The sequence below is a fragment of the Streptomyces acidicola genome (assembly GCF_009377235.1).
GTDB classification, from domain to species: domain Bacteria; phylum Actinomycetota; class Actinomycetes; order Streptomycetales; family Streptomycetaceae; genus Streptomyces; species Streptomyces acidicola.
In genome coordinates, this window is record NZ_VMNX01000034.1 from 16,132 (window position 1) to 41,202 (window position 25,071).

The 25,071-nt window shown below is 69.2% G+C and carries 22 protein-coding genes and 4 pseudogenes; 12 read left to right on the plus strand and 14 right to left on the minus strand.

What is annotated here, in order from left to right; all coding sequences use genetic code 11:
- Positions 1-11: 11 nt before the first annotated feature.
- Positions 12-260, minus strand: a complete 249-nt coding sequence (locus FPZ41_RS12400) for a hypothetical protein (protein WP_152862028.1) — start codon at positions 258-260, stop codon at positions 12-14.
- A gap of 376 nt (positions 261-636) precedes the next feature.
- A pseudogene (locus FPZ41_RS12405) lies at positions 637-1,868 on the minus strand (IS110 family RNA-guided transposase).
- Between the two features lie 286 nt (positions 1,869-2,154).
- Between FPZ41_RS12405 and FPZ41_RS12410 the strand changes: the two are divergent.
- A complete protein-coding gene (locus FPZ41_RS12410) occupies positions 2,155-2,532 on the plus strand; it encodes a hypothetical protein (RefSeq protein ID WP_152862030.1) in 378 nt (125 codons plus the stop codon).
- Positions 2,533-2,561: 29 nt separating this feature from the next.
- On the opposite strand, the gene FPZ41_RS12415 is transcribed toward FPZ41_RS12410, so the two are convergent.
- From FPZ41_RS12415 to FPZ41_RS12435, 5 genes are all read right to left on the minus strand, one after another.
- Positions 2,562-2,930 carry a nuclear transport factor 2 family protein gene (locus FPZ41_RS12415; RefSeq protein ID WP_152862032.1) on the minus strand — a complete coding sequence of 123 codons (369 nt, stop codon included), beginning with the start codon at positions 2,928-2,930 and terminating at the stop codon, positions 2,562-2,564.
- Between the two features lie 307 nt (positions 2,931-3,237).
- Positions 3,238-3,621, minus strand: a complete 384-nt coding sequence (locus FPZ41_RS12420; RefSeq protein ID WP_152862034.1) for a hypothetical protein — start codon at positions 3,619-3,621, stop codon at positions 3,238-3,240.
- 62 nt (positions 3,622-3,683) lie between these two features.
- Positions 3,684-4,061, minus strand: a complete 378-nt coding sequence (locus tag FPZ41_RS12425) for a hypothetical protein (protein WP_322620147.1) — start codon at positions 4,059-4,061, stop codon at positions 3,684-3,686.
- A complete protein-coding gene (locus tag FPZ41_RS12430) occupies positions 4,058-4,435 on the minus strand; it encodes a hypothetical protein (RefSeq protein WP_152862036.1) in 378 nt (125 codons plus the stop codon). Before FPZ41_RS12430 ends, FPZ41_RS12425 begins: the two co-directional genes overlap by 4 nt.
- A 654-nt stretch (positions 4,436-5,089) precedes the next feature.
- The gene (locus FPZ41_RS12435) at positions 5,090-6,277 is read right to left on the minus strand and encodes an MFS transporter (protein WP_152862038.1); all 1,188 of its coding nucleotides are present in this window, start codon (positions 6,275-6,277) and stop codon (positions 5,090-5,092) included.
- 108 nt (positions 6,278-6,385) lie between these two features.
- Between FPZ41_RS12435 and FPZ41_RS12440 the strand changes: the two genes are divergently transcribed.
- Positions 6,386-7,228: a LysR family transcriptional regulator gene (locus tag FPZ41_RS12440; RefSeq protein WP_152862040.1), complete on the plus strand. Its 843-nt coding sequence runs from the start codon at positions 6,386-6,388 to the stop codon at positions 7,226-7,228.
- A 210-nt stretch (positions 7,229-7,438) separates the two neighbouring features.
- On the opposite strand, the pseudogene FPZ41_RS12445 reads toward FPZ41_RS12440, so the two are convergent.
- Positions 7,439-7,796, minus strand: a pseudogene (locus FPZ41_RS12445) (glutaredoxin domain-containing protein).
- A 304-nt stretch (positions 7,797-8,100) separates the two neighbouring features.
- Here FPZ41_RS12445 and FPZ41_RS12450 point away from each other — a divergent pair.
- From FPZ41_RS12450 to FPZ41_RS12460, 3 genes and pseudogenes are all read left to right on the plus strand, one after another.
- Positions 8,101-9,279 (plus strand): Cmx/CmrA family chloramphenicol efflux MFS transporter, encoded by a 1,179-nt coding sequence (locus tag FPZ41_RS12450; RefSeq protein WP_152862042.1) that lies wholly within the window; start codon positions 8,101-8,103, stop codon positions 9,277-9,279.
- Positions 9,276-10,016, plus strand: a pseudogene (locus FPZ41_RS12455) (helix-turn-helix domain-containing protein); the annotation flags it as partial. The gene FPZ41_RS12450 and the pseudogene FPZ41_RS12455, both read left to right, overlap by 4 nt.
- A 61-nt stretch (positions 10,017-10,077) precedes the next feature.
- Positions 10,078-10,500, plus strand: coding sequence for a VOC family protein (locus FPZ41_RS12460; RefSeq protein WP_152862044.1), 423 nt, complete (start codon positions 10,078-10,080; stop codon positions 10,498-10,500).
- Here the strand turns inward: FPZ41_RS12460 and FPZ41_RS12465 are convergent.
- Together FPZ41_RS12465 and FPZ41_RS12480 are read right to left on the minus strand one after the other, a co-directional pair.
- Positions 10,476-10,727 (minus strand): annotated as a pseudogene (locus FPZ41_RS12465) (IS982 family transposase); the annotation flags it as partial. The gene FPZ41_RS12460 and the pseudogene FPZ41_RS12465 sit on opposite strands and share 25 nt — an antisense overlap.
- 1,069 nt (positions 10,728-11,796) lie before the next feature.
- Positions 11,797-12,165 (minus strand): nuclear transport factor 2 family protein, encoded by a 369-nt coding sequence (locus FPZ41_RS12480; protein ID WP_152862046.1) that lies wholly within the window; start codon positions 12,163-12,165, stop codon positions 11,797-11,799.
- Between the two features lie 673 nt (positions 12,166-12,838).
- Here FPZ41_RS12480 and FPZ41_RS12485 point away from each other — a divergent pair.
- Complete coding sequence (locus FPZ41_RS12485; RefSeq protein WP_322620148.1) at positions 12,839-13,549, plus strand: hypothetical protein; 711 nt, start codon at positions 12,839-12,841, stop codon at positions 13,547-13,549.
- Between the two features lie 254 nt (positions 13,550-13,803).
- Here FPZ41_RS12485 and FPZ41_RS12490 read toward each other — a convergent pair whose 3' ends face one another.
- Together FPZ41_RS12490 and FPZ41_RS49855 are read right to left on the minus strand one after the other, a co-directional pair.
- Positions 13,804-14,391 carry an HD domain-containing protein gene (locus FPZ41_RS12490; protein ID WP_152862048.1) on the minus strand — a complete coding sequence of 196 codons (588 nt, stop codon included), beginning with the start codon at positions 14,389-14,391 and terminating at the stop codon, positions 13,804-13,806.
- 267 nt (positions 14,392-14,658) lie between these two features.
- On the minus strand, positions 14,659-15,573 hold the full coding sequence (locus FPZ41_RS49855) for an AraC family transcriptional regulator (RefSeq protein ID WP_322620149.1): 915 nt from the start codon (positions 15,571-15,573) through the stop codon (positions 14,659-14,661).
- 143 nt (positions 15,574-15,716) lie between these two features.
- Between FPZ41_RS49855 and FPZ41_RS12500 the strand changes: the two genes are divergently transcribed.
- Together FPZ41_RS12500 and FPZ41_RS12505 are read left to right on the plus strand one after the other, a co-directional pair.
- The gene (locus FPZ41_RS12500) at positions 15,717-16,364 is read left to right on the plus strand and encodes a DsbA family protein (RefSeq protein ID WP_152862050.1); all 648 of its coding nucleotides are present in this window, start codon (positions 15,717-15,719) and stop codon (positions 16,362-16,364) included.
- Positions 16,365-16,417: 53 nt separating this feature from the next.
- Positions 16,418-17,068 carry an NAD(P)-dependent oxidoreductase gene (locus FPZ41_RS12505; RefSeq protein ID WP_152862052.1) on the plus strand — a complete coding sequence of 217 codons (651 nt, stop codon included), beginning with the start codon at positions 16,418-16,420 and terminating at the stop codon, positions 17,066-17,068.
- A 210-nt stretch (positions 17,069-17,278) separates the two neighbouring features.
- Here FPZ41_RS12505 and FPZ41_RS12510 read toward each other — a convergent pair whose 3' ends face one another.
- Positions 17,279-17,701, minus strand: coding sequence for a hypothetical protein (locus tag FPZ41_RS12510; protein ID WP_131566732.1), 423 nt, complete (start codon positions 17,699-17,701; stop codon positions 17,279-17,281).
- Between the two features lie 264 nt (positions 17,702-17,965).
- Here FPZ41_RS12510 and FPZ41_RS12515 point away from each other — a divergent pair, with 264 nt between their 5' ends.
- The 4 genes from FPZ41_RS12515 to FPZ41_RS12530 all read left to right on the plus strand — a co-directional run bounded on the left by FPZ41_RS12515 (position 17,966) and on the right by FPZ41_RS12530 (position 23,264).
- On the plus strand, positions 17,966-19,801 hold the full coding sequence (locus FPZ41_RS12515; RefSeq protein ID WP_152862054.1) for an asparagine synthetase B family protein: 1,836 nt from the start codon (positions 17,966-17,968) through the stop codon (positions 19,799-19,801).
- A 66-nt stretch (positions 19,802-19,867) separates the two neighbouring features.
- Positions 19,868-20,932 (plus strand): PLP-dependent cysteine synthase family protein, encoded by a 1,065-nt coding sequence (locus FPZ41_RS12520; RefSeq protein ID WP_322620150.1) that lies wholly within the window; start codon positions 19,868-19,870, stop codon positions 20,930-20,932.
- A gap of 20 nt (positions 20,933-20,952) precedes the next feature.
- Entirely contained in the window at positions 20,953-22,146 is a 1,194-nt protein-coding gene (locus tag FPZ41_RS12525) for a M24 family metallopeptidase (RefSeq protein WP_152862058.1), read from the plus strand.
- Positions 22,147-22,148: 2 nt separating this feature from the next.
- Entirely contained in the window at positions 22,149-23,264 is a 1,116-nt protein-coding gene (locus tag FPZ41_RS12530) for a pyridoxal-phosphate dependent enzyme (protein WP_152862060.1), read from the plus strand.
- A 642-nt stretch (positions 23,265-23,906) separates the two neighbouring features.
- Here the strand turns inward: FPZ41_RS12530 and FPZ41_RS12535 are convergent.
- Positions 23,907-24,740: an AfsR/SARP family transcriptional regulator gene (locus FPZ41_RS12535; protein WP_152862062.1), complete on the minus strand. Its 834-nt coding sequence runs from the start codon at positions 24,738-24,740 to the stop codon at positions 23,907-23,909.
- Positions 24,741-25,071: the final 331 nt, after the last annotated feature.

Genomic DNA, 25,071 nt, shown 5'->3' on the forward strand with positions numbered 1-25,071 from the left:
CCAGAGGGCAATCACCGGCCGGACCACTCACCCGCCCGGGCAAGCAGGTCTGGCGAGAGTCCGGTATCGGCGGTCCCGACGACACCGGACAGCTCCAGGCCCGGATCACCACACTCGAACAGCAGGTCGTCGACCTGGAACTCAAGATCCAGGACCGTGACGACGACCTCGCCGCCGCCGCGCAGCCAACCGCGAACTGATGAGGCCCACGACGGACCCGTCGGCAGCTGCGCCACGGGCCGCGCGAGGGCGATTTCCACCGGCCACTCCACTCCATCAGCCTGCACCTTTGGGACACTGGCCGCCTGCCGACGCACTCCCGCACGGCCAGCAGGCGGCCCGGGCGGCACAACTGCTGCAGTACAGCCGTCCCGCCGGGAGCACAGCAGCACCCGCCCGTCCGCGTGCACGGCGAACTGGCGCGGTAGCCATCCCACTTCGGCTCCGCTGCCTACCCGGCGGGCAGCGCAGGGCTGTCCACGGCCACGGCCACGGTCAGCATCGGCTCGGGCAAGGAACACGTCATACTGCGATGCCTTCCACGCACGATCACAGCCACGGCGCACAGTTGCCGGGTGTGGAATCGCATCCTTGCCCAGTGCTGTCACCGGATGGACACCTCAGGCGATTAGCAGGTCAAGCGGCGACCGGGAGTTCGGTGGGGAAGGCCGTGCTCTCATCGAACAGTGTGGGGGTTCTGGAGGCAGTGGTAGAGCTGGCCGATCATGCGGTTGAAGAGGTTGCGCTGTGCGGCGGCATGCCAGTCTCCGTGGTCGTCGCGCCGCCTGCGGTAGTGGGCCTTGGCGCTGGGTGAGGCAGTGATCGCGGAAAAGGCCCACAGGTAACCGGCGTGGTTGAGTCGGTCGTTCTTCACCTACCGGCGGGTGATGGACGACTTCTTGCCGGAGGCGCGGGTGATGGGTGAGGAGCCGGCGTACGCCTTCAGACCGCGGGCGTCGGCGAACCTCTGCCGGTCGTCTCCGATCTCGGCCAGCACCCGGGCGCCGAGCTGGACGCCGAGACCAGGGGAGCTGAGGATCACGTCAGGGTCGGGGTGCTGAGGGAAAGCCTCCTCGACCGCCTCGGCGAGGCCGTCGGCTGCGGTGCAGGCAGCCTCCAGTTGGACCAGCAAGGCCAGCATCTGCTTGCCGAGCGCGTCCTCGACGGGCGGAGGCTGGTGGGCCCACTCGGCGCGGAAGACCTCGCGGAGCCGTTCGGCTTCGGCTTCGATGCCTCGCTTGCGGCCGGCGCGTTTGAGTGCGGCCTGGATCTGCGTGCGGGTCAGCCGGGCGGCCCTGGTGGGGGTGGGGGCGGTCTTGAGAAGTTCGCGGGCCTCGGGCCGGCACAGGCCGTTGTTCCACTTGGCGAAGGCGTCCAGAGCGGCCGGGTAGTACTCACGGAGCAAGGACCGGAGCTGGTTGGCGCACTGTTGCTTTGTTCCACGTCGCGTCCTGCTGGGCGCGGGCGAGGACGGCGAGGGCCTGGGCCAGGTCGCTGTCCTGGGGCAGGGGGCGGTGGGTGTGCATGTCGGTGCGGAGGATGTTCGCCGGCACGAGGGCGTCGCCGGGGTCCGACTTCTTACGGGAGACGTTGTGGCGGTCGCGGTAGCGGGCGGCAGCCATCGGGTTGATCGCGAAGAGCTGCAGCTTGCCGGTCCGCAGCACCGCCACCAGCAGGCCCCGGGAGGTCTCGAGCGCAACCGGAATTGGGTTGTCCTCGGTGTCTCCGTATTCGGCGAGCGGGTCCAGCAGTATCCGGTAGCCGGCCGCGTCATCGGCGATGTGCCGCTTGGCCAGCAGCTGGCCGGAGTCGTCGACGAGGGCGACGTCGTGAGTTCGTTCGGCCCAGTCGATTCCGCAGTAGATCAAGGTGCTCCTCCCTTGAGCATTGACTGTTTGCGCTGGTCACGAGCGCATGCGGGCCACGCAGCGACCTAATTCAAGGACTCGGCCCCATGGCCGGTCCGCCACCTCAGCAGCCGTTCGTGGCGCCGGCTCACCCCACGGGCCACCGTTAACAAGGAATTAGGTTCGCCGGGTTGGCGGACGAGCAGCGGGCCTTGGCGGGCACGGGGAGACTGGCGATGAGTGACAACTACCTGACGGTGATTGACCCTGGTTGAGCCCACTGGTGTCGGCTCGCGATACTCCTCGAATGACCAACAGTGCACAGTCCGAAGCCGCTGAACAGGGTTGGGACGAGCCCTGGTACCGCGTTCGTACGGACCGTTTCGTGGTCTCCTTCCTGCCCGGCGCAAGTGAGGATCTGGATGCCGTGTGCAACGTCGATGTCGAGGTCCGGTTGATGGAGGACGGCTCACGCTGGAGCGCGACCGTGTTCACCGTCGCGGAGATCGAGCCCTTGATGGAGAAGGGGGCTCAGACCAGCGAGGACCTGGAGGGCCGCTACTTCTGGTGTTCCGACGGTCTGATTGTTCGGGGTCCTGGCATCGACGTCGTGACCGAGGTGATCGCCGGTCTGCTCAACTCCGGCGAGTTCGACCAGGTACTTCAGCGACTCGACGACGAGTGACCGTCTCAGCCGCATTCTGAAACGATCAGTTACGACGGCTGATGGATCTCGGTGACGATGGTGTAGAGCTCGATGATGACGCCGTCCTTGGTGCGAGCGATGTCCATGCCGGCTACCGCCAACTGGTCGGCAGGCCCGTACTCCCAGCCGAGGTGTCCGATGTCGTCGAGTTCCGAAGCGAGGCCTACGGGGCGGAAGACCCAGCCAGGGTTCTCGGCGCGCAACTCTTCCGCGCGGCGTTCGAGGTCCTTGCGCCCGCGAGTGATCCGGTCCGGTTCGTGCCACACCACGTCTTCGGCGTAGTTCTCGGTGATGACCGCGACCCGATGGGCCGGGTCGGGTTCGTTGAAGACCTCGAGAAGGTTGACTCGCATGAGGTCGGCGGGAGATCTAGTCATGGAGAGCCCTTCATGCGAGGTGGTCACCGTAGTTCAACTCTTGACGTTCTAGTCCGGCGCGCACCGGCACCAGTCGAGCTCACTGCGGCCGCCGAGTTCAACAGGGACTGCACAACGACTCGCAGTACCAAAAGAAACGACGTCCTAGTCCCTGCCGGCCCGTGTGCAGAAGCTCGACCCCCGTGGCCGCAGCCTGTGGTAGGGGCATGAAACTGGCGACCTCGCGTATTCGGCAGAAGCTGACGAATGCGCGACTCCCACATACGCGAGGTCGCCAGTTCGATACCCCAGGCAGGCACAGGTGTAGTCAGCCCCAGTCGCCGTTGATCCACGCGAGCAGGCGGGCGCGCTTCTTGTAGGAGCAAGGAGCGTAGACAGCGCCGGACGTGACGTACGTTTCGGACCCGCCCTGCAGGTCGTACCCGTAGTCGCTGGGTCCGTATTCGCCGTCGCGGTAGCCGTCCATGTCGTCGGCCCAGTCGAGGAGACCGAAGTCGAGGTTGAGGTTCTCGAGGTACCGGTTGGGGTCGGCCGGTTCTACCGGTGTGGGACGACCGTCCGCCCCGGCGGTGAGCCGGTCTTCGAGGCAGCCGTCGGAGCGCACGGGCTGGCCCAGCCACCACCCGGCCAGGAACACGGCGTACAGAGTGGTGGCGGCGCCGAGGCGGCGCAGGGTTATCCAGGCAGGCATCCGGGGAGTGTCGCACGGTACGAGGCCGGCGCCCGCGTCGGCGGACACGCCACACCACCTCTCTACCGCCAGTGGCCCTCGAGCCACGCTCGAATGCGGGGGCGCTCGCTCGTGTCGTTGGTGCAGACGACGGCGTAGGAGTCGAACGTCAGGGACAGCCTGGCGGTGGCGCCCCCACGCGGGTCGTGGGCCGGGTCCGGCGTCGGGTCGAGCGGGAGGGGGGACTTCGAGTCGTACCGTGACGGGTACGCCGTCGGCATCGGAGTGGGTATGGGGGTTGATTCGATTTCGTACTCCTCGGCGATCCGGTCGAGGGCGGCCTGGTCGACGTGGCATTCGGGGGAGACGGGCTGACCCAGGTACCAGCCTGCAACGAACACGCCGTAGAACGCGGCGGCGGCGCCGAGGCGGCGCGGGGTGACCCAGCGGGGGGTGTTCACCGGCGGCCCCGTTCCAGAACACGGGCGGCGTCCCGTAGCGCCTGGACAGCGGCTGTGGCGTCCTTGGCCCGGCTGTCACGGATGAACTGGCAGGCGGTCGAGAGCGACTCCTCCCGCATGGCGGCCTCATTCCCCATGGTCGCGGAGCGGCCGGTGCACACGCCGGGCAACGGTTCCCCGGTCATGGACTGGTTCCCGGTGCCGTGGCGGGGGCCGACCGAGTGCTCGACGACGATGTTGCCCGGGTCCGCGCTGCCGCTCTGGTCGGCGGCGAGGGTGAACCCGGCGCCGAACGCGGCGGCGGTGCAGGCCGCCCCGATTCCGAGGGTGGCGCGGAGGCTAACCCGGCGTATGTCGGGCGATGTTGTGCTCATGCAGAAGGACCCTACCCGCAGGTGTAGACCTATCTGCCGGTATGCGTGTCCCCCGGCATGCGGCCGACGCGGATGTCGCGGGGAACAGGCCGCGCGGGGCTGAACGGCAGGGGGGCCGAGGAGTATCCGAGCACGGATCACCGCAACGGCGTTCAGTTTCCTGAACGCTTCGGGCGCACTGGCCAGTGGTGGCCTTGGCGGATGTGCGACATCCCGCGAGTTTCCCTGAGCAGGGTCGGGGACTGGCGCGGTGGCCCGTGAGGGCTCCGTTTCCAGCTACCGCGCGTCAAACCGTGCATGCGCTTCTCGCGCACACGGCTTACCGACATCGGGGGCATGGGTTGTCCGGCCCGGCGGCCGGGGGAGAGCCATCGGGCATTGGGGTTGGTCGCGGTCTTGGTGTTCGGGCGCTGGCCCAGGTAGTCCAGCAGCATTCCGGCGAACGGGACGGGAACGGGCGACGGTGGGTTGCCAAGCCGGCAGCTCCGGTGCGCACGCTCGCCCGACGCAGCACAACATGCGTCCAGTTCGCATTCGATGCGATTCGCGCCGGTTCCCAGATAGGCGCCAAAGGGGCAACGAGTTGATCTTGAAGCCGTGAAGGGCGGGGGCCGTCACCCATTTCGCTCAGTGTCCCGCGGTTCAAGCGGCTGATCACGGAACATGAGTTGCATCTGTTCTTCTCGCGGACTCGCGACGAGCTGGAGTGGGCGGCCGAGGCGACGGACGGCGGCGGGACAGCAGGCATCCAGTCAGCGCGGCGGCGAGGCCGGCCAGCCCGGCGGCCGCGAAGCCGCCCGCTGGCACGGAGGCGTCGATCGTCACCCCGACGATCGGGGATCCGAGCGCGAAACCCGCGCTCTGCGCTGAGGATTGCAGACCTGTAGCCTCACCCCGCACGCCGGCCGGCGCCAGTCGGCTCACCGCGTCAGTCACCGCGGAAAGGGTCGGCGCGGTGAAAAGCCCGGTGCCGACAACGGCCACGCACAACCAGGGCCAGTCGTCGGCAAGCCCTGCGGGAATCGTCACGAGCCCGAGCAAGCCGAGCAGCAGCCACGCGGGCAGTGGCCGGGGCAGCGCGCCGTAGATCAGCCCGCCGGCGACGGAGGTCAGGCCGAACACGGCTAAGACCACGGCGGCCCAGGACACCTGACCTGCTTCTTCGAGCGTGGCGACGATGGCGAGGTCGACGCCGCTGAGCAGCGTCGTGGTACCGAACGCCATCGTCAGTACGGCGATCATGCCGACGCCCAGCCACTCCCGTCGCGGGGGCCGTCCGACCGCGCCGGCACCCGCCTCGTCCTCGGCACGCAGCGGCGGGTTGAGCAAGGCGATCGCGGTTCCGCCGGCGACGATCGCGGCGCCGAGCCCCCACGCCACCACACCGGGGGACACCTTCGCGGCGCAGAGGATCACGACCGCCGGGCCCACCATGTACGACAGCTCGCCCTGCACCGACTCCAGCGCGAACGCGGCCCGGCGCTGTTCCGCCGTCGTCATCGCGGCGATCGCCTGCCTGGTCACCGGCTGGGCCGGCACCATCAGCAGACCCGCCGCAAAAGCGGCACCCAGTAGGGCCCTGTACGGCAGGACCGGCACGCTCAGCCAGAACACGGCCTGCACTACGACAGTCACCAGCAGCACCGTACGCAGGCCCCGCCGATCGATCATGCGGCCAAGCAGCGGCCCGCCCAGCGCCAGCCCGGCGGTCAGAGCCGCCGCGACACTTCCGGCTGCCACGTAGCTCATATTGAGGCGCAGCACGACATGCATCGTCAGGGCCATCACGACAGCCGTGATCGTGGTACGGGCGAGAAAGGAAACACCCAACAGCGATGCCATCCCTGGCACGGCGAGTATCTGTCGGTATCCGGTCACTCGCATGACGCTAGATCCTCCGTCATGCCATAGGTAGTGGTTCATTTGGTGGGGCTGACATAATGAATCGTTATGGCCAGGGATCTTGAAACCGCATTGCTACGGTCCTTCGTCACCATCGTGCAGGCGGGCAGCATCAGCCGCGCCGCGACCACGCTTGGACATACCCAGCCCGCGCTCAGCCAGCAGGTACGCAAGCTCGAGAGGGCCATTGGCCGTCCGCTGCTTTACCGATCACCGTCCGGTGTTTCGCTGACCAGGGCGGGCGAGGAGCTCCTGCCGTACGCCGAACGCATTCTCGCGCTCTCCGCACAGGCACTCACCGAAACCGGGCGCACGCTTACCGGCCGCTGCGGCGTCGGGTTGCTCGAAGACCTCGCCGCGTCCCAGCTTCCGCAGGCCCTCGCCGACCTTGCCCGGCTGCACCCCGGCGCAACCCTGGAGGTGCTCAGCATGTCCAACGCCGCGATGCGGGAGGCCTACGACGCGGGCCGCGTCCAACTGGTGCTCAACGAAGTGCCGGCTGTTCCTGGACCGCCGCGCTGGACGGTACGCCGACCGCTGGTCTGGGCAATCGGCCAGGGTGTGGACGTGGCTGCCGATCCGCTGCCGGTGGTGTTGTTCTCGAACACGTGCTCCTGGCGTACGTCGGTGCTGGAAACGCTGGAGCGTGCCGATCGGCCCTGGCGGGTGGCATTCGAAAGCAACAGCCTGGTCGGTGTGCTCGCCGCGGTACGAGCCGGACTCGGCGTCGCGGCGCTCCTGCCCACGAACCTCGAACCAGCCATGGCCTGCCACGACGCGGACGCCCTGCCCACCCTGCCGGACGTCGAGTTCGGCCTCGCACGGCACCGACGGTCCGAAGGTGATCCGCTGATCGATGCCGTTGAGACCGCGCTACGACGCATGATCTGAGGTCGAGCCTGGCCAGTGTGCCGGTTTCCGTTCCACCCACAACAGGAGCTGGTCAGGCGCCCATACGTCGGAGGGTGTCGTGGACGAAGTGGTTCTGTGGCGGGACCGTCTACCAGGGACTTCACCAAGTTGTCAGGCCAACTGCCAAGCTGCACCGATTGATGATCTTTGGGGCCTTCGGGCGCCTCTCCGATAGGGCCCCGCTTCTGATCACGGGGAAGGGGAGAGATGCTCGCGCACCCATTCAGGACCGGGGTTGGTGTGCGGTCGGCCCGCCACGATGACCGTCGGCACGGTCTCGTTGCCATCGTTGGCTGCCCTCACCGCTGCGGCTCCAGCCGGGTCACGCCAGATGTCTACCCAATGCAACTGGCGGGCGCTACGGCCCAGCCGGAGGCGTAGTCGCAGGCAGTACTTGCAGCCCGGTCGCCAAGTTCATCCGTGCGAGCGGCACGAACATCAGCAGGAGTGCTGTAGCTGCGCCGGGGTTCCTGCTGAAGATCAGCCCAGTCGCAACGGCTGAGCCGACGAGCACAAGCAGCACAGGCAAGATCCAAGCGCGCGTCATGGTGACGCAGGCTATCGATGAGTCGAAAGTCGAACTAGATGTTGCGGTACATGACGTTGGTGACACAGACCAACGTCGGTGAATCCGAGGTGCGTCGATGAGCATCGGCCGGGTAGCGTACGGGCCATGTCGAGTCCTGAGTCGGACAGGGTGGGGGCTTTCGGTCACGCCGTCAGCCCCCTGAACCCCTGAGTTCGTAGCCCTGTCGTCGCGCCGCATTCTGCGGTCGGACGTATGTGCCCCTTGGGCTGGCCGCGGTGACGAGATGACCTTCTCGTGCCTCTCCTCACCTCGGAGCCACTCGATGCCTCTCCCGCTGTACCTGCTTGCCATGGCGGTCTTCGCCATGGGCACCTCGGAGTTCATGCTCGCCGGCCTCCTGCCGGACATCGCCTCAGACCTCGACGTCACCGTCGGGACAGCAGGCGTACTCACCTCGGCCTTCGCGATCGGCATGATCATTGGGGCCCCGCTCATGGCAGTACTTGCCCGCAACTGGCCTGGACGGTCGAGCCTGCTTGGGTTCGTCCTCGTGTTCTTGGCAGCCCACACCGCGGGCGCTGCCACTTCCAGCTTCCCGGTCCTGTTCGCGACCCGGGTAGTTGCCGCGCTGGCGAACGCCGGGTTCCTCGCTGTCGCTCTGACGACTGCCGCCACGCTGGTGCCCGCCGACAAGAAGGGACGCGCGCTTGCCGTGCTGCTGTCAGGCACCACCGTGGCGACGATCGCCGGCGTCCCAGGCGGATCAGTGCTCGGCGCACTCCTCGGCTGGCGGGCCACGTTCTGGGCCGTCGCCGCTATTTGCCTGCCCGCAGCCATCGGCATCCTCACGGGAATCCCAGCGCGTCCGGTGAAGGCAGAGGAGGCCGACGGGCCGAGCTTGCGGGCGGAACTCGCACAGCTCAAAAAGCCGCGGTTGATCCTCGTCATGGTGCTCGGCGCGCTGGTGAACGCGGCGACCTTCGCAAGCTTCACCTTCCTCGCCCCCGTCGTGACCGACACCGCCGGGCTGGGCGAGCTGTGGATCTCTGTCGCTCTGGTGCTCTTCGGTGTCGGTTCCTTCGCCGGTGTCACCGTCGCCGGACGGCTGTCCGACCGGCGCCCCGGCCTGGTCCTCGCAGTCGGCGGTCCGCTGCTGCTCATCGGCTGGCCCGCCCTGGCCGTGCTGGCCGACCAGCCGATCGCTCTGTTTGCCCTCGTGTTCGTCCAAGGCACACTGTCGTTCGCGCTGGGCAGCACGCTGATCACGCGGGTTCTCTATGAGGCCGCAGGAGCCCCCACCATGGCCGGCTCGTATGCGACCGCCGCGCTCAACATCGGCGCCGCCGCCGGCCCCCTCATCGCCGCGACCACCCTCAGCACCGCGGTCGGGAACCTCGGGCCACTGTGGACGAGCGGGCTCTTGGTCGCTGTCGCGCTGCTCATCGCGTTCCCCCTCCGCACTGTGGTCGCGGCCGGCCGAAGCACCGAGGTGCTCCAGTGACGCATGCGAACGCCCCCTTGAACATCGAGGAACGCCGAAGGCTCGTCGAACGCTGCCGCAGCCGCCCGATCGCACACGTCGCCGCCGAGGTCGGCGTCTCCCGCGCCTGCCTGTCCAAGTCCAAGTGGAAAAACCGGTCTGGCACGTACGGCGAGGTCGGGCTACGGGACCGCTCCAGCGTCCCGCACTCCTCACCGACCCGGACCCCGCCCGAGGTCGTCGAACGGATCGAGCAACTGCGGCTGGACAACAAGTGGTCCGCCCGCAGGATCGCGCTCGAACTCGCGGACCAGGGCGCGCAGATCAGCGAACGCACCGTGGGCCGGTGGCTGGCGCCCCTGTGCATCAACCACCGCCGGTTCCTCGACCCGAATGGGTCCACCGACCGCCCCCGTCGAAGCGGATCGTGGCCCGCTTCCCGGGTCACATGGTCCACCTGGACGTCAACAAGGTCGGACGCCGCCACCGCCGTGGCCTTCTTCAACCGCGCCCGCGCGTTCTTCACCGCCCACGGCATCCACTGGATCGTTCGCGTAGTTACGGACAGCGGCGCCAACTACCGGGCCGCAGCCTTCGTGCACTCCCTGATCTCGCGGGCTTCCCGCCACCAGCGGACCAAGCCCTACACGCCCCGGCACAACGGCAAGGTCGAGGGATACCAGCGCATCCTCGCCGAGGAACTCCTCTACGCCCGCCAGCGGACCTCTGAATCAGAACGAGCCCGGGCAATCGCGGTCTGCCGGACGGGGTGGCGCGGCCTCATAGGCGGAGCCCCCGTCCGCACTGTCTGGAGGAGCCATGACGAGTAGGTTCACCGAGTTGGTTGTCGATGTCGACTGCCACGATCCGGAGCGGCTCGCGGCCTTCTGGTGCGCGGTCCTGGACTTCAAGGTGATCGACCGGAGCGAGGACAAGGTCGAGATCGGCTCCTGGGAGCCGAGCGTCGAGGAGGTCCGGGCCCGCCAGATGCCGCCCACCCTGGTGTTCACCCGGGTACCCGAGGGCAAGACCGTGAAGAACCGGCTCCACCTCGACGTCAGCCCGATCGACGGCAGTACCGACGACGAGGTGGCCAGGCTGCTCGGCCTCGGCGCCGCCAAAGTGGACGTGGGACAGGGCCCCGGCCGGAGCTGGGTGGTCATGGCCGATCCCGAGGGCAACGAGTTCGACGTTCTGCGCACCCTGGCACCGTCCAACTACATGATCGGGCCCAAGGGGTAGTGGTCGTAGGCGGTCAGTGAGCGCAGGACGGGCTGTCCTCGCTGGTCATTGCGCCAGATGACGGTGGTCAGCGTGAGGATGCGCTGCATGACGCGGGCGACGACGCCGACGGGTGTGCGGCGGTGTTGCCGTTCCGGGTCGAGCCGGCCCCTGAAGGTCTCGTTGACGGACTCGATAACCTGCCGCAGCGGTTTGAACAACTCGGCTCCGGGCCGCTCCGGTTCACCCACAAGGAGTTCGTCAACGCATGATGTCGGCTCAGCTCGGGGACGGTGCGGGGCAGGCTGCGCCGCATCGGTCGGCTGTGGGACCGCGGGCGCACGGGCCCGTCGCTCCCCCTCCGGTGGCGACGGGCCTGAGCCTGTGTCAGCGGGAGAAGGCGTCCGTGATGGGCACGCCTGGGTAACGCTCCCGTCCGGCCTCGGACTGGTCGGCGCGCATGCTGAGGTGTCGCGTTGGCGATCGGAGCGCTGGTGACCGAGCGGGCCTGCGAGCTCCCGGCCGCCGGCGTCACGCTGCGGGGAGTGGTGGGCGGCCATCGCCTCCGAACTGGCCGGGCACGTCGTCGCCTTCGGCTACGACGCCGATTCCGGCTGACTCACGGTGTGTCCGGAGTGGGCGGCTTGGCGACGAAGGTCCGACTGGAGCAGGCCCACGTCATCTCAGCCGCCAACTGGTCGGCGGTCTGTGCGGGGCCCAAGCACTCCTACCGGCCCAAGACCTCGGCCATCCTGGAACCCTGCCGACAACGGACCACGGGAAAGGGGCCCAACGGTGAACTGCCCGAACTGCGGAGGTCAAGCACGGCAAGCTCCGGACGGCTCCTGGTACTGCCCCCAATGCGGGCCCATCTCCGGCAGCGCCCCCGGACCGACCGGGTCGATAGGGTGCTGGTCATGACGCCCGATGAACAGCACACGCCGCCGGTGGCGTTTCTGGACTCGCAGGAGATCACGACGACGGAATGCCGGAGGTGCGGCACGGAGGTCTCGGGTGTGAATGGGCGCTATGCCTGTGGGATCTGTGGGTGGGCTAATCACTGGTCGGAAGGGCACAACGAGTTGCCGACAGCGGACCAGGACGTGGACGCGGACCGAGCGGCGGGACCCGCCATGGAGAAGGCTGCGGGCCGGAAGAAGTGAGGACGCACCCCGGCCCGCGGTCACATCTCGCCGCTCTACGGGCGGAGTCGGCAGTCGGGGCAGTGGCCCGGGTCTACCCGTCGAAGCGCACGGCGCTGGCTGGGCCGACGGCCAGCTCGTCGACCGCCGCCCTGATGGGCGGCGGTTCACAAACTCAGCCGGCCAAAGTGCCCTGGTGGAAGTACATCCGCCAGCCCGTCTCCGTCAGCCGCCACAAGGAGCTCCGCCATGCCCGGCGGCCTTGGTTGTCGGCGAAGTACGTCAGGTGAACGATGCCGGGGGCAAGGACGGCTCCGGTCACTTCGCTGACCTTGACCGGAGACTCCGGGGAGACGCTACCGCCACTTGTCACAGTGAGGATCGACTCCACGTCCCACCTGCGTCCGGAAGCCCCGATCTCAGTGAACTCCGGGTCCAGGAGCTCCAGGACACGAGCCGGGGAAGCTCGCACCTCAGGATCGAGGAGCCGCATCTCGCCGGCAATGGCCGCCTGCACGGCCAATTCCCGCTCATCATCCGCCATGCAGGAACCCTACGGACGCCGCACCTCAGCGAACAGCGAATTGTTCACACGACGCCGCGGCGGCCCGCGGCAGGGGCAATGTGTCCCGACTGTGGGAGCAGCTCGAACCGGATGCACAGCTCACAGCCTCGAGGGGCGGTTTGGGGGAGGGGAGCCCGCCTGAACTGCGCTCCTTCGAGTCAGTTGAGGCCGCCGCAGATGTTGTGAGAACGCCTACGGGCGCCTGGCGGATGGGGCGTCACGGACGTTCATGATCTTGAGGAGCCCCTGAGCGCTCTCGCAGCCGTCTTCAGGGACGCCCTACGTGGACATGGAGCAGGCGTGGATCGCGCGCATATGAGTCCGTCGGGACCGCGCGATCACGGTTAGGCGGGTGGCGCGACGATCGCTGCCTGGCGCAGTGGCTGTTGTCGTTCCGGGGCGTTGGTCGAACAGGAGTCTCGATCGGGTGACTGTGGCGGGTGCCGCGCAGAGCAGGGCCTTTCGGCAGCTCGCAGGCCGTCCAGGCCAATAGGCTGTCCAGGAGGCCCTGCTGCCCCTCTCTTATGCTCCCGCCGTACCGAGCGCGACAATTGCTGCGGCGTGTCTGACGAGCCTTCGGGCGGAGCGTCCCTCTTGCCGTCAGCGGAAACCCGTTCGACGGGCCGGGCCGGAATTGTCATGATGCGCAGTCGTGACGACTCCCAAGCAGCTCCTGGTCCCGGCCGCCGCCCGCAACAACGCCGAGTGGTGCGCAGCGATGAGCCGATCGCACGGCTTGGCAGGCGAGTTCGGGCCACAGGCTTGGGCCGCTCCGTCTCGCACGCCGCTTCGCTACCCCGACGCGGTGACTCTGGTGCCTGGCGCCGACCCGGCCGTGCTGGCGGCCCGGATCGACACCGCCGCACCCGGTGCCTCCGTCAAGGACAGCTTTACCGACCTCGACCTGACGGAGTTCGGCTTCCAGGTGTTGTTCGAGGCGCAGTGGATCCACCGCCCGGCAAGTGCGCCCGCCATTGCGTCAGATATTTCCTGGGACGTGGCAGGCGATCCGGACTCATTGCGCGCCTGGGCGCTCGCCTGGGATGACGGCGACGGCAACGCGGACCTCTTCCGGACCGAACTACTCGACGACCCCGCCACCTTCGTGCTCGCCGGACAGTCAGTCGACGGCCGAGTGGTCGCCGGAGCGGTCGCGAGCCGCAGCGACCAAGTGGTCGGAATCTCCAACGTCTTCGCGCTGGACGGTGGCCTTGACCTGGCCTGGCCGGTCGTACTGGACGCGGTACACCAGCTGTTCCCCACCCTGCCGGCGGTCGGCTACGAGCAGGGCGAGGACCTGGCGGCCGCCGTCCGCCATGGCTTCGAGCCGGTCGGTCCGCTGCGGATCTGGCTGTACGGCTAGCAGCCAGACCGGCTCCAGGACTGCCCGAGCCTCCCATTTCTCTTGACCTGACCCGGAAACTGCCACCTTCGGTGAGAATCTGGACGCAGCCATCTCACCGTCCTGGCACAGCCCAGCTCAGGATGGATCTGCTGCGCTGCCAGGTCCGCCAGTCGGCGGGCCGGGCCGAGGACCCGTCCACGGTCGAGGCAGAACCCGGCCTCTTCACCCTCACACCGGAACGGACGTCACCTCCCGGACCGCCCTTTCAGAGGTCACTCTCCGGCCTGTCGCTGGCGCAGCAACTCGGCTGCGATCGAGTATGGCGGTGCCGCAGCCTGGGAGCGGGCGGCATGCTCGACGATCGCGTCCTGGACAAAGCGGTCGTCGGCGGGTCGGGGGTATGTGGCGTAGATCGGCTGGAGCACCGCGGCGTCGAGGTCGGTGAAGAGGCCGGCGTCGGTGAAGACACCTTTGTGGGTCAGGTAGGTCAGCAGTCCGCGCCGGTCGGCAATGCCCAGGGAGGAGTGCAGGGCAATCGCTTCCCACACCCGGTCGACGTCCGCTGCGGCGATGCCGTGCTCGGTCAGCACGGATGCCGCCAGATCGGCGCCTTCCACTTCGAACCGGGCCTGGCCGGCCGCGAAGGTGCCCAGCCCCAGATCGTGCATCACGCAGGCGGCGAAGAGCAGGTTCTCGTCGTAAGCCGCGTCGTTCAGGCAGCCTTCCTGCTCGGCCAACAGGCGGGCGAACAGGAAGCTGCGGAAGCTGTGGTTGGCGATCGGCGTGCTCTCCGACTTCTGTACGAGGGCGAGGCTCGCGTCGACCAGTGGCCCCGTGGGCAGGGCGAGTATGTCGTTCATGCCCCGAACGTACGAGGGCGGAGCAAGAACGAGAAGAGGCCCGAGTGCCGTGCATCGCCAGGATCGGGTCAGGACTTCTACGAGTTGATCAGCACCAGGTGGTGGTCCTCGTCCTGTCCGGTGTGCCGGCGATTCTCAGTGACGTGTGAGTGATCGAGCCCAGAGAACGCACCGCGCCTCGTCCTTGGTGGACGGCGTCTCGCGGCACAGCGGCACCGCTTCTGCTGGTGTGAAGGAAGGTACGTCTGGCAGCTTTGGCCGGTGGCTTCAGCGGGCGGCCCGGGCCGGGCGGTACCGGCTACGGAAGGTGGCTGGTGTGGTGCCGGCGCGCTGGATGAAGTATTTGACGAAGTTGCTGGTGTCGAGGAAGCCGAGGCGGGCCCCGATGCTCGCGACGGGTTCGTCGCCGTGGGCGAGGAGGCGTTTGGCCTCCAGCACGACGCGACGGTCGATGAACTCCTTGGCGCCGACGCCGACAGCGGCGAGCGCAGCCCGGGTCAGGGTGCGCGGCGAGTATCCGAGGGCGCGTGCGTAGTGTCCGACATCGCGGGCCCGGGTGAAGTCGGTTTCGACGGCGGCGCGGAAGCGCTGGAAGGTTTCCGTGTGCTCGGCGGGCAGGGTGCCCACGGGTGCGGTCAAGTGGGTCAGGCGCAGCAGGAGCACGGCTAGCAGCCGCTGGAGGATGGCAGAGCGGGTGGGGGTCGCCATGTGGGTGGTGCCGTATTCGTGGGCGAGGTGGTCGAGGGCCCGGTGCAGGGCGGGGGCGTCCTCGCCGGTGATCTGCCACAGGGTGGATCCGAAGGGGTCGTCGAGGTGGACATCGGTGGCGGTGGCGGGGTCGAGGAAGTCGGGCTGGAACAGCACCACAGTGCCGGTCGCCGCGCTGAGGTCGCCGAAGCGCTGTACCTGGCCGGGGCGGACCCACAACCAGGTGCTGTCGGTGACGGCGTAGTCGGCGAAGTCGACCATGTGCCACAGCAGCCCCTGTTCCACTGTGAGGAGCAGGTGGAAATCCGGGCGCTGCGCGCGGCCGGCTCCCTCGGCGTCCTGTGCGCCTTCCACCCCGCCGTGGCTGTGCATGCGGCGGCGCAGTTCGGCGATCGGCATCACTTCGATACCGACCGCGCCGGCCGCCGGCGGGACGTACTGGATCTCAGGGATCGCTTCGTGTCCATTTTTCACCACGACGAGACCTCACCGTACCTGGGCGGAACCTTTCGCGGCTCCTACGTTTGAAGTCAGTCGAGAGCATATGCGGCGGCAAGGACGTCGCAGCTCCCGGCCGATATCGATGACTGACTTCTACCAATGACAGGAGGCCCCGAATGACAGACCGTATCCGTCTGACGTACGCGTTCGACGCCTACTGCGGCTGGTGCTACGGCTTGGGCCCGGCGTTGCGGCAGTTCGCCGACGACAACGCGGACCGTATCGCTATCGATCTGCGGGTGTTGTCCGGGGGTCTCTTCTCCGGCCCGCGCGCCCTGCCCGTGGCGGGGTACCCGCACATCCCAGCGGCCAACCAGCGCATCGCCGCCGCCACCGGGGTCACCTTCGGTGAGGGCTATCAGCACGCCCTGGCCAAGGGGACCGTGGTGATGGACTCCACCGACGCCGCCACCGGCCTGGTCGCGCTGCGCCGCCAGGCTCCCGGACGCATCCTGGAACTGGCGAGCGCCCTCCAGCGCGCCTGGTACATCGACGGCCACAGCCTCTCCGACCTCGATGTGTACCGGTCCATCGCCGCCGGGCACGGCCTCGACGCCAACGCCGTCGCGGAAGCCTTCCTCGACCCGGCCACCCGCGCCGAAGCCGAAGGCGGCTTCAGGGAACTGCGCCGGCTCGGCGTCGATGCCTACCCGACCCTGCTCCTGCACACCCCCACGGGCACTCACCGCCTCGGTGGACCGCTTTCCAGCGCTCTCCAGCTCACCGAGGCCCTCGACCGGCGCATGGCCCCCACCTCCGCCTGACCGCCCAGAACCACCACGACAGATCACAAAAGATCACAAAGGAAAGCACTGCCATGACGAACATTGCTGTCTTCGGCGCCAACGGCACCATCGGCTCCGCCATCGTCCGCGAGGCCCTCGACCGCGGCCACACCGTCACCGCCGTCGTCCGAGACCCTGCCAAGGTCACCGAACGCCACGCGAACCTGACCGTCACCACCGGCGACATCCTCGACGCCCAGTTGGTCGCCGCCGCCGCGAAGGGCCACGACGTCGTCGTCAGTGCTGTCGGCGGCGGTGACGGCCCCGGCCACATCGCCACCATCAAGCCTGCCGCTGTCGCCCTCACCGAAGGACTGCGGACTCTCGGCGGGCAGGCGCCCCGCCTGATCACCGTCGGCGGCGCCGGCTCCCTGCGCACCCCCGACGGCAAGCAGGTGTGGGACGCCCCGGGTCTGCCCGAGTTCCTGCTGCAGATCATGCACGCCCACGGCGACGCCCTCGACTACTACCGGACCGTCACCGACGTCGACTGGACCAACATCAGCCCAGCGGCCATGATCGAGCCCGGCACCCGCACCGGCAGCTACCGCACCGCCCTGGACGACCTGATCACCGACGACGACGGCAACAGCACCATCACCGTGGAGGACTACGCGGTGGCCCTCCTCGACGAAATCGAGCAGCCCAGCCACCGTCGGCAGCGCTTCACCGTCGGTTACTGACCGACAGGCGCACCGGCTTTTCGGCCCGCCGCGACAAGGCAGGGCCCCGCGGCGGCCCCGGAGAAGGTCACGTGCACCAGGGCGGCACAACGACCCCGGCCCGTACGACGCCGACAGCCGCCGTCCGGTCAACAGGGGACCGGACGACGGCTGTCGTGGAGTGCGGTGCCGGTGCAAGCGGCTTCCGCGAGGCGCTGTGGAGGGCTGGTGTCACGCCCTGCCGGAGCGGGACCGCCAACGCAGCAGGGCCAGGGCGATCAGGCCGCAGACCGCGCCCTGCGCGGCGTTGAAGACCAGGATGCCGATCATGCCGGGTACTGGGGGCACCTCGGCGTCGTCCAGGAACGGCTGGAGTGAGAGGTTCAGCAGGAGTGCCAGGACGCCGTAGGCCACGCCGACGAACGCCAGCGACTCGACCGGGCGGGGGAAGCGGCGCACCACGGCGGTGCCGATCCACACGACGATGATCAGCGCGGTGAGGATCAGCGGCCCCACCGGTTTCTTGAGAGGTCCGTCGTCGTACGCCCCGACGATGCTCAGGATCGGGCGCAGGAGCGAGAAGGCGCCCAGCGCGATGATCGTGGCCCATGGCAGTTCGCGCAGATCACTCAGGGTCGTCTCCTTGATCGCCATGCGTCTGTTCCCCTTTCTGGCGCGTGGTCGAGGCGCCGTGCCGGCGCCCGTCCTGATCGGCCGCCCCGCTACGAAATATAGACAGTCTACATGTAGGGAAGCAACGTGGTCATGGCGACCGGATCCGGCACCGGGCGCTTCAGCGGCCCACGATCCGACCTCGAGACCTCGCCGGAAGCGTGAGAGGCCGATCCGGTGCCGGCCCCCGTCGGCACCGGCAAGGGCAGTGTGCGCACCCGTGGACGGACGTCGGAGGGCGATGACATGTCAGGTCTGGTCGGCTGGATTGACTTCTCTCGCAACCTGGCCCTGCAACGGCCGGTGATCACCACGATGACCGGCTCCCTGGCCCATCGCGGACCGGACGGCGAGAGGGTGTGGACGTCGCCCAGGGCCGCCTTCGGGCACCGCGCGCTGGTGGTGGAACCCGGGGATGGACGCCAGCCCGTCGTGACCGAGGCGGATGGCCACGACGTCGTGCTGTGCCTCACCGGCGCCCCCGGGGGCCTCACCGCGCTGCGCGAACGGCTGCGCGGTGCCGGACGGCCGGTGTCACCGGACGCCCCCGCGGCGGAACTGCTCAGCCAGGCGTACCTGCGGTGGGGCAGTGACTTCGTGCCGTGGCTGAGCGGGGCCTTCGCCCTCGCCGTCTGGGACGGCCGCACCGAGGAGCTCGTCCTGGCCAGGGACCAGCTCGGCGGGCAGACGCTCTTCTTCACCGAAACCCCCACGGGTGTGGTCTTCGGTTCGGAGCGCAAGGCCCTGCTGGCCCACCCCGAGGTGCAGCCGGCCGTGCACACGGCAGGGCTGCGAGAGGTGATCTGCCACGCCGTGCCCACCGGCCCGCTGTTCTCCGGCTTCTCCCAGGTGGAGGCCGGTGAGGTCGCCGTGTTCGGGCGCTCGGGCTGGACCCGCAGGCAGTACTGGAAGCTTCAGACCCGCCCGCACGAGGACGACCTGCAGACCACCGTGGCCCGCATCCGGGCCATGCTGGAGGAGAGCGCCCGCGCCGCCACCCCCTCCGGCCCGGACCTGGCCGCCGTCACCCTCTCCGGCGGCGTCGACTCGTCCTCCGTCACCGCGCTGATCGCCGCCGAACTGCGCCGCCGCGACCTCGGCCGACTGCACGCGTACACCATCGACTACGCCTACGACGGCTTCCGCTCCGACGCCATGCGCACCAGCAAGGACGCACCCTACGCCCGGATGGTCGCCGAACACGTCGACGCGCGGCACCACGTGGTGCAGCTGGAGGCGGCCGACATCCTCGACCCCGTCGTCCGGCTGTCGATGCTGCGGGCCAAGGACTGCCCGACCCGCATCTACGACATGGACGCCTGGCAGCAGATCTTCCTCCAGCGGGTGGCGGCCGACGGCCACAAGGTGGTCTTCACCGGACTCGGTGCCGACAACGCCTTCCTGGGCGCCACCTGGTGCAACGACCGCGGGCTCGTCGAGTCCGGCACCTTCCCGTGGATCGCCCTGGCCCAGCGGCACGGGGCGCGCAACGGCTTCGGCACGGGGCTGGTGAACCAGGACCTGCTCGCACGGCTCGACCTGCCCACGTACTACGCGGACACCTACGCCTCCGCCGTCGCCGACGTCGAGCACCTCCCGGAGGAGGACGACTGGGCCCGCAAGATGCGCACGGTCGCCTACCTCGTGCTGACCCAGTTCCGCGGCGACTCCTCGATCTTCTCGGCCACCGGGCTCCAGGTCCGCTCGCCCGTCAACACCCATGAGCTCCTGCAGTACACGTACAACATCCCGGCCGAGATGCACCGGCACGGCGGCATCGAGAAGGGCCTGCTGCGCGAGGCCGTCGCCGACCTGCTGCCGCAGGAGGTCGTCCGCAGGCCCCGCAGCGCCACCCCGATCAGTCACGACCCGGGTTACCCGGCGCGACTGCAGGAGGAGTTCAAGGCGATGCTCGCCGACACCGAGGCCCCCGCCCGGCCCCTGACCGACCTGGCGGCGGCCACCGAACTCGTCGGCCAGCCGGACCGGTTGGCCAAGGACCGGTTGGCGCGCGCGAGCGTCGAGCTCATCCTCCAGCTCAACCTGTGGCTGGACCACTACCGGGTGCAGCTCGTCCTGTGACCGGGCCCCACCACCCGCCGACCGGAGGACACCCGTGACGGACACCGAACTCTGCGAGGTCCAACCGTGATCAGAGACAGCCTCCTCGACACCATCGGGCACACTCCGGTGGTCCGGCTGCGGCGCTGGTCGGTGGCGGGCTCGGAGATCCTGATCAAGCTGGAGGGCTGGAACCCCGGCCGCAGCATCAAGGACCGCTCGACCCTGTCGATGGTCGACCACGCCGAACAGGACGGACTGCTGCCCCCCGGCGGCACCATCATCGAGTCCACCTCCGGCAACGTCGGCAAGGCGCTGGCGCTGATCGGGGTGGTCCGTGGCTACCGGATCGTCCTGGTGACCGACCGCAAGGCGCCCCGCTCGATGCTCAGTTACGCCACCGCCCTCGGCGCCGAGATCGAGGTCGTCGACAAACCCGATGCCCAGGGTTCCCTGCAGGGCGCCCGGATCCAGCGGGTCAAGGAACTGCTCGCCGAGATCCCCGGCTCCTTCTGGCCCGATCAGTACAACAACCCCGCCAACCCGCTCGCCCACGCCGAGACCACCGGGCACGAACTGCTCGCGGACGACCCCGACTTCGACACCCTGGTCACCGTGGTCGGCACCGGCGGGCACATCAGCGGCATCTCCGCCACCGTCAAACGCGCACGGCCCGAGGTCGTCACCGTCGGCGTCGACGTGATCGGCTCCGCGACCTTCGGCTATCCGCACGGCACCTGGGCCACCCGGGGTATCGGCCTCGGCTGGCACCCCGGCTGCCTGGACCGGGAGGTCATCGACCGGGTCCACATGGTCGCCGACCACGAAGGGCTGGCCACCTGCCGGCTGCTGGCCCGCACCGAGGGCGTCCTGGTGGGGGAGTCCGCCGGGCTCGCCGTGTTCGGCGCGCTGCACCACGCCCACCACCACCCCGGCAGCCGCATCATCGTGGTGGCGGCCGACGACGGCGCCAACTACCTCGGCGAGACCTTCGACGACGACTGGCTGTGGTCGCGCGGGCTGCTGCCGACCATCGAGGAGGCCGGACTGACCTCCCTCGACGCGCTGGTCGAAGCAGCCCGCGACCCGGTCAGCCCGGCCGTGCCCGAGCCCCGGGCAGGAGCCGACGACCTTCCCGCACCGACATGGTGAACGGCCCGGAGGGAGCAGAGATGCCGGCCAATCTGGAACGACTGACCGCGCGGATGGACGAACTCGGCCTGGACGCCGTGGTCGCCACCACGTACGAGAACGTCTACTACCTCACTGGTGTCCCCAGCGTCGCCCTGGAGGTCTTCCCGCACTCCGGGCAGTTCTACGCCGTTCTCACCCGCGACCGGCCCGAACAGGTCCGGCTGGTCACCTCCCGCTGCGACGCCGACCAGGTGCAGGACGTCCTGCCGCCGGTGGCGTCGGCGGTCGGATACGGCACCTTCTACCGCGAGAAGGGCGAGGACGCCGTACTCAGCGACGACGAGGAGGCGCTGTGGCGGATCGCCGTCGACGGGTCGGCGCCCGCCACCGCCCTTGACGGCCTCGTGCACACCCTGCAGGCGGCCGGGCTGGAGCGTGCCCGGATCGCCGTCGACGAGGAGGGCGTGCCGCACGGCTACCTCGACGTGCTGCGCGAGGCGGTGCCCGGAGCAGACGTACGGCTCGGGGCCGAGGTGCTGCGCTGGACCCGTAAGGTCAAGACACCTGAGGAGATCCGCCGGCTGGAAGCCGTGGCCACTCTCACCGAGCAGGGCATCCGGGCGGTCACGGCCGCGGCACGGCCCGGGGTGACCCAGCAGGAGCTCGTGCGGGAGTTCGAGACGACCGTCGTGGCCGCGGGGGCCCGGCCCAAGTTCACCCTGATCCGCTTCGGCCGGGGCGGGGTCGCGGGCCAGGCGGTGTCCCGGGAGCCGCTGCGGCGCGGCGACTCGCTCTGGCTCGACGTGGGATGCGTCCTCGACGGCTACTGGTCCGACATCGCGCGCCTCTACAGCCTCGGCGAGCCGTCCGACCGGCTCGTCCGGTACCACGCGGCCATGGTCGCCGGGGAGGACCGGGCACTGGCCGAGGCCCGCCCCGGCATGACGGGGAAGGAGTTGTTCGACCTGGCCGTGGAGGCGGTGCGTGAGGCGGGGGTGCCGCACTACCGTCGGCACCACGTCGGGCACGGCATCGGGGTGGAGATCTACGACCCCGTCCTCATCACCCCCGACAACGACGACCGTCTGGAGGAGGGAACCGTGGTCAACTTCGAGACGCCGTACTACGAGTTCGGGCTCGGCGCGGTGCAGATCGAGGACCCGTTCGTGGTGACCGCAGGAGGGAACCGGCTGCTGACCACCCTGGAACGCCGTCTGACGGTGATCGGCTGACGATGGGAGCGCCGACTGCAAGGGCCGTCACCCGCCACCCCGCCCTGCGCTCGCTGCGGTGCATCCGCTGCGGCGACCATCAGCCGGTGGACGACCATCCGCGAGGCTGCCCGTCCTGTCTCAAGTACGGCACGCCGGCCAACCTGGCCTGCGTGTACGGGGAACCGGACGCCACCGACGGCGTCCGCCTGCCCTACGCAGGGGCGCCCACCCTCGGAGAGGGCGGAACGCCGCTGCTGCGGTTCGACACGACCGGTGACCTCGATCTGCGGCTGAAGTGGGAGGGCGCCAACCCCACGGGATCGCACAAGGACCGGTTCAGCGCCCTCGCCGTCGCGCGGGCGCTGCACGCCGGGTACGAGGTGGTGGCCGCGGCCTCCTCCGGCAACGCGGGCGTCTCGCTGGCCGCGTACTGCGCCCGGGCAGGTCTGGGCTGCGAGATCGCGGTCACGGACGACACGCCCGGACACGTCGTCGGGCTGATGCGCGACCTCGGTGCCGAGGTCGTCGTCTTCCCGGAGGCCGAACAGCGCTGGCGGCACCTCGCCGGCCACCTGGACTCACGGACGGTGCTGCCGGTGACCAATGTGGCGGTGCCGCCGGTCGGCAGCAGCCCCTTCGGGATCGAGGGCTACAAGATGCTCGCCGTGGAGATCCGGGCCGACCTCGACGGCCGTCTGCCCGACTGGGTCGTCGTCCCCGCCTCCCGCGGGGATCTGGCGTGGGGCGTGTACCTCGGCTTCCGCGAGCTGTGCGGGAGCGGGCCGGTGCCGCACCTGTGCCTGGTGGAGCCGTTCCCGCGGGTCTCGGCCGTGCTGGGCGGTGCGGATCCGCACGGCTCGTTCCCGGGCGGCACGTCGGTCATGCCCTCACTCGCGGGCAACAGCGTGGCCCTGCAGGCCCTGGAGGCCGTACGGCTCTCGGCCGGGCGGGCCGAGGTGGTGGACGACGCCGCCGCGACCGCGGGGACCCGCCGCGTGTGGCGCTCGGGACTGCCCCTCGAACCGAGCAGCGCAGCCGCTGTGGTGGCCGTCGAGCAGGCACGGGCCGCCGGAGCCATGGCTGACGGCTCGCTCGTGGTGGCGCTGGCCACGGCTCATGGCATGAAGGGCATGTGACAGCCCTCCCGCACGCACGGGAGTTACCTGCCCCGGACAGGTCGGCAGCGTCCTCTGCGCGCGCAGGGCCTGTCCGCCGGGTGCTGGCTCCGGATAAGTGCCGGGGCGGGGCCGCTGCCCGGGCCGTGATGCGTTCGGATCTCCGCGGAACCCCGGGGCCGCGGACTCCGCCTGCGGGACAGGCGCTTCGTCCAGCCGCGGAACCGGAGCCGCGGCGACCGCGCGCGCGGCGACCGCACAGCGGGGACGGGCCACGCGCGGTCCCCCGGCAGGTTGTTCCCGCCGGGTACTCCGGAGCCCTGGCCGGACACGGCTCAGGACTCCGTCCGCGCGCGTCGACGCCGGAGGAGGCCCGTGGGCCCGGCCCGTGGCCGCGCAGGCCGGGGAAGCACCGGACCGTCGTACGATCCGACCGCGGGGGAGTGGGGGAGGACGTGGACGGTTCGCGGGCTTCGTCGTGGCGGGCCTTCGGGTCTTCGGGCCGAACCGGTCGCGGACTTCGTGAGAACGGCCGTCGTACGCACGGTCTTCGGACGTGGCCTTCGGACCGAACCTGTCAGATCGCCCACGCCTGGGGCCGCCCGGCCTCGACTGGATCCGGAGAGCTCTCACGCGCTGTCTCCGGCGGTACGCCGTCCGGCCTCAGTATCTGACTTCGTGCATCGCCCATGCCCCCGGCGACGGCGACGGCGACTCCGGTGCCGGACCCGGTCCGAGGTCACCGGTGAGGATGGCGTGGTGCAGCTGTTGGAGGGTCTCCGACGGGTCCACGCCCAGTTCGCGGACCAGGCTCTCCCGGGCGTGCTGGTAGACCTGCAAGGCCTCGGAGCGTCGGCCGGCACGGTAGAGCGCGATCATCAGCTTGACCTGGAACCCTTCGTGCGTCGGCTGCGAGGAGACCAGCTTGATCAGTTCGGCGAGCAGCTCGTGGTGGCAGCCCAGCCGCAGGTCCGCCTCGATCCGCAGTTCCAGGACGCTCTTGCGTATCTCGTCCAGTCGTAGTGCCTCCGAGACCAGTACCGGGCCGGGGTTCAAGTCGACCATCGCCGGCCCGCGCCACAGGTCCAGGGCCTCCCGCAGTGTGCGAGCCGCCCCGGCCACGTCACCGGCCGACAGCTGGGCCCTGCCCCGCTGCGCCCGCTCCTCGAACCTCAGCGAGTCCAGGTCCTCGTTCGGCAGCGTCAGCATGTAGCCCCCGACGAAGGTGCGCAGTTCGTCCCCGGGGTCCCGGTCCGCTCTTGAACCCCCCGCCAGGCGCAGCGACTTGCGCAGCTGGTAGATGTACGTCTGCAGGGTGGTGGCCACGCTGCTGGGCGGGCGGTCCTCCCAGACCTCCTCGATGAGCTGCTCGTTGCGTACCACCTGGTTCGCGGACATGGCGAGCAGCGCCAGAATCCGTCGTGGTTTCGGCGCCGTCGGTGTGACGTTCCTCCCGTTCATCGTGACGGACAGCGGACCCAACACGCTGATCTGCATTGCCTCCACACCCTTCGTAGCGAATGCAAAACACTTTCTTTTTTCCGCACTGGACGCATATGTCGGACATGGAGTCCGGTAAATTGGCCGGGTGGCGCCAGACGTCAGTGGTGTGAGGCCGGATGTCGGCACGACAGAGCGACGCTTCTCGACTTGGCCCGCAGGGGGGGGCGGACTGCCATGAAATTAGGGCAGCCGAATTCGCCCGCGTGGCATGCCGAGCGGTGATGGGTGAACCTCTCGTGGCGGCGCGCCCTTGGGGCTCCGTTCACCGGCGGCTGTCGACCGTCGTCCGGTCTCCTGTGCGCGGTTCCTGATTTCAAGCGCCCGT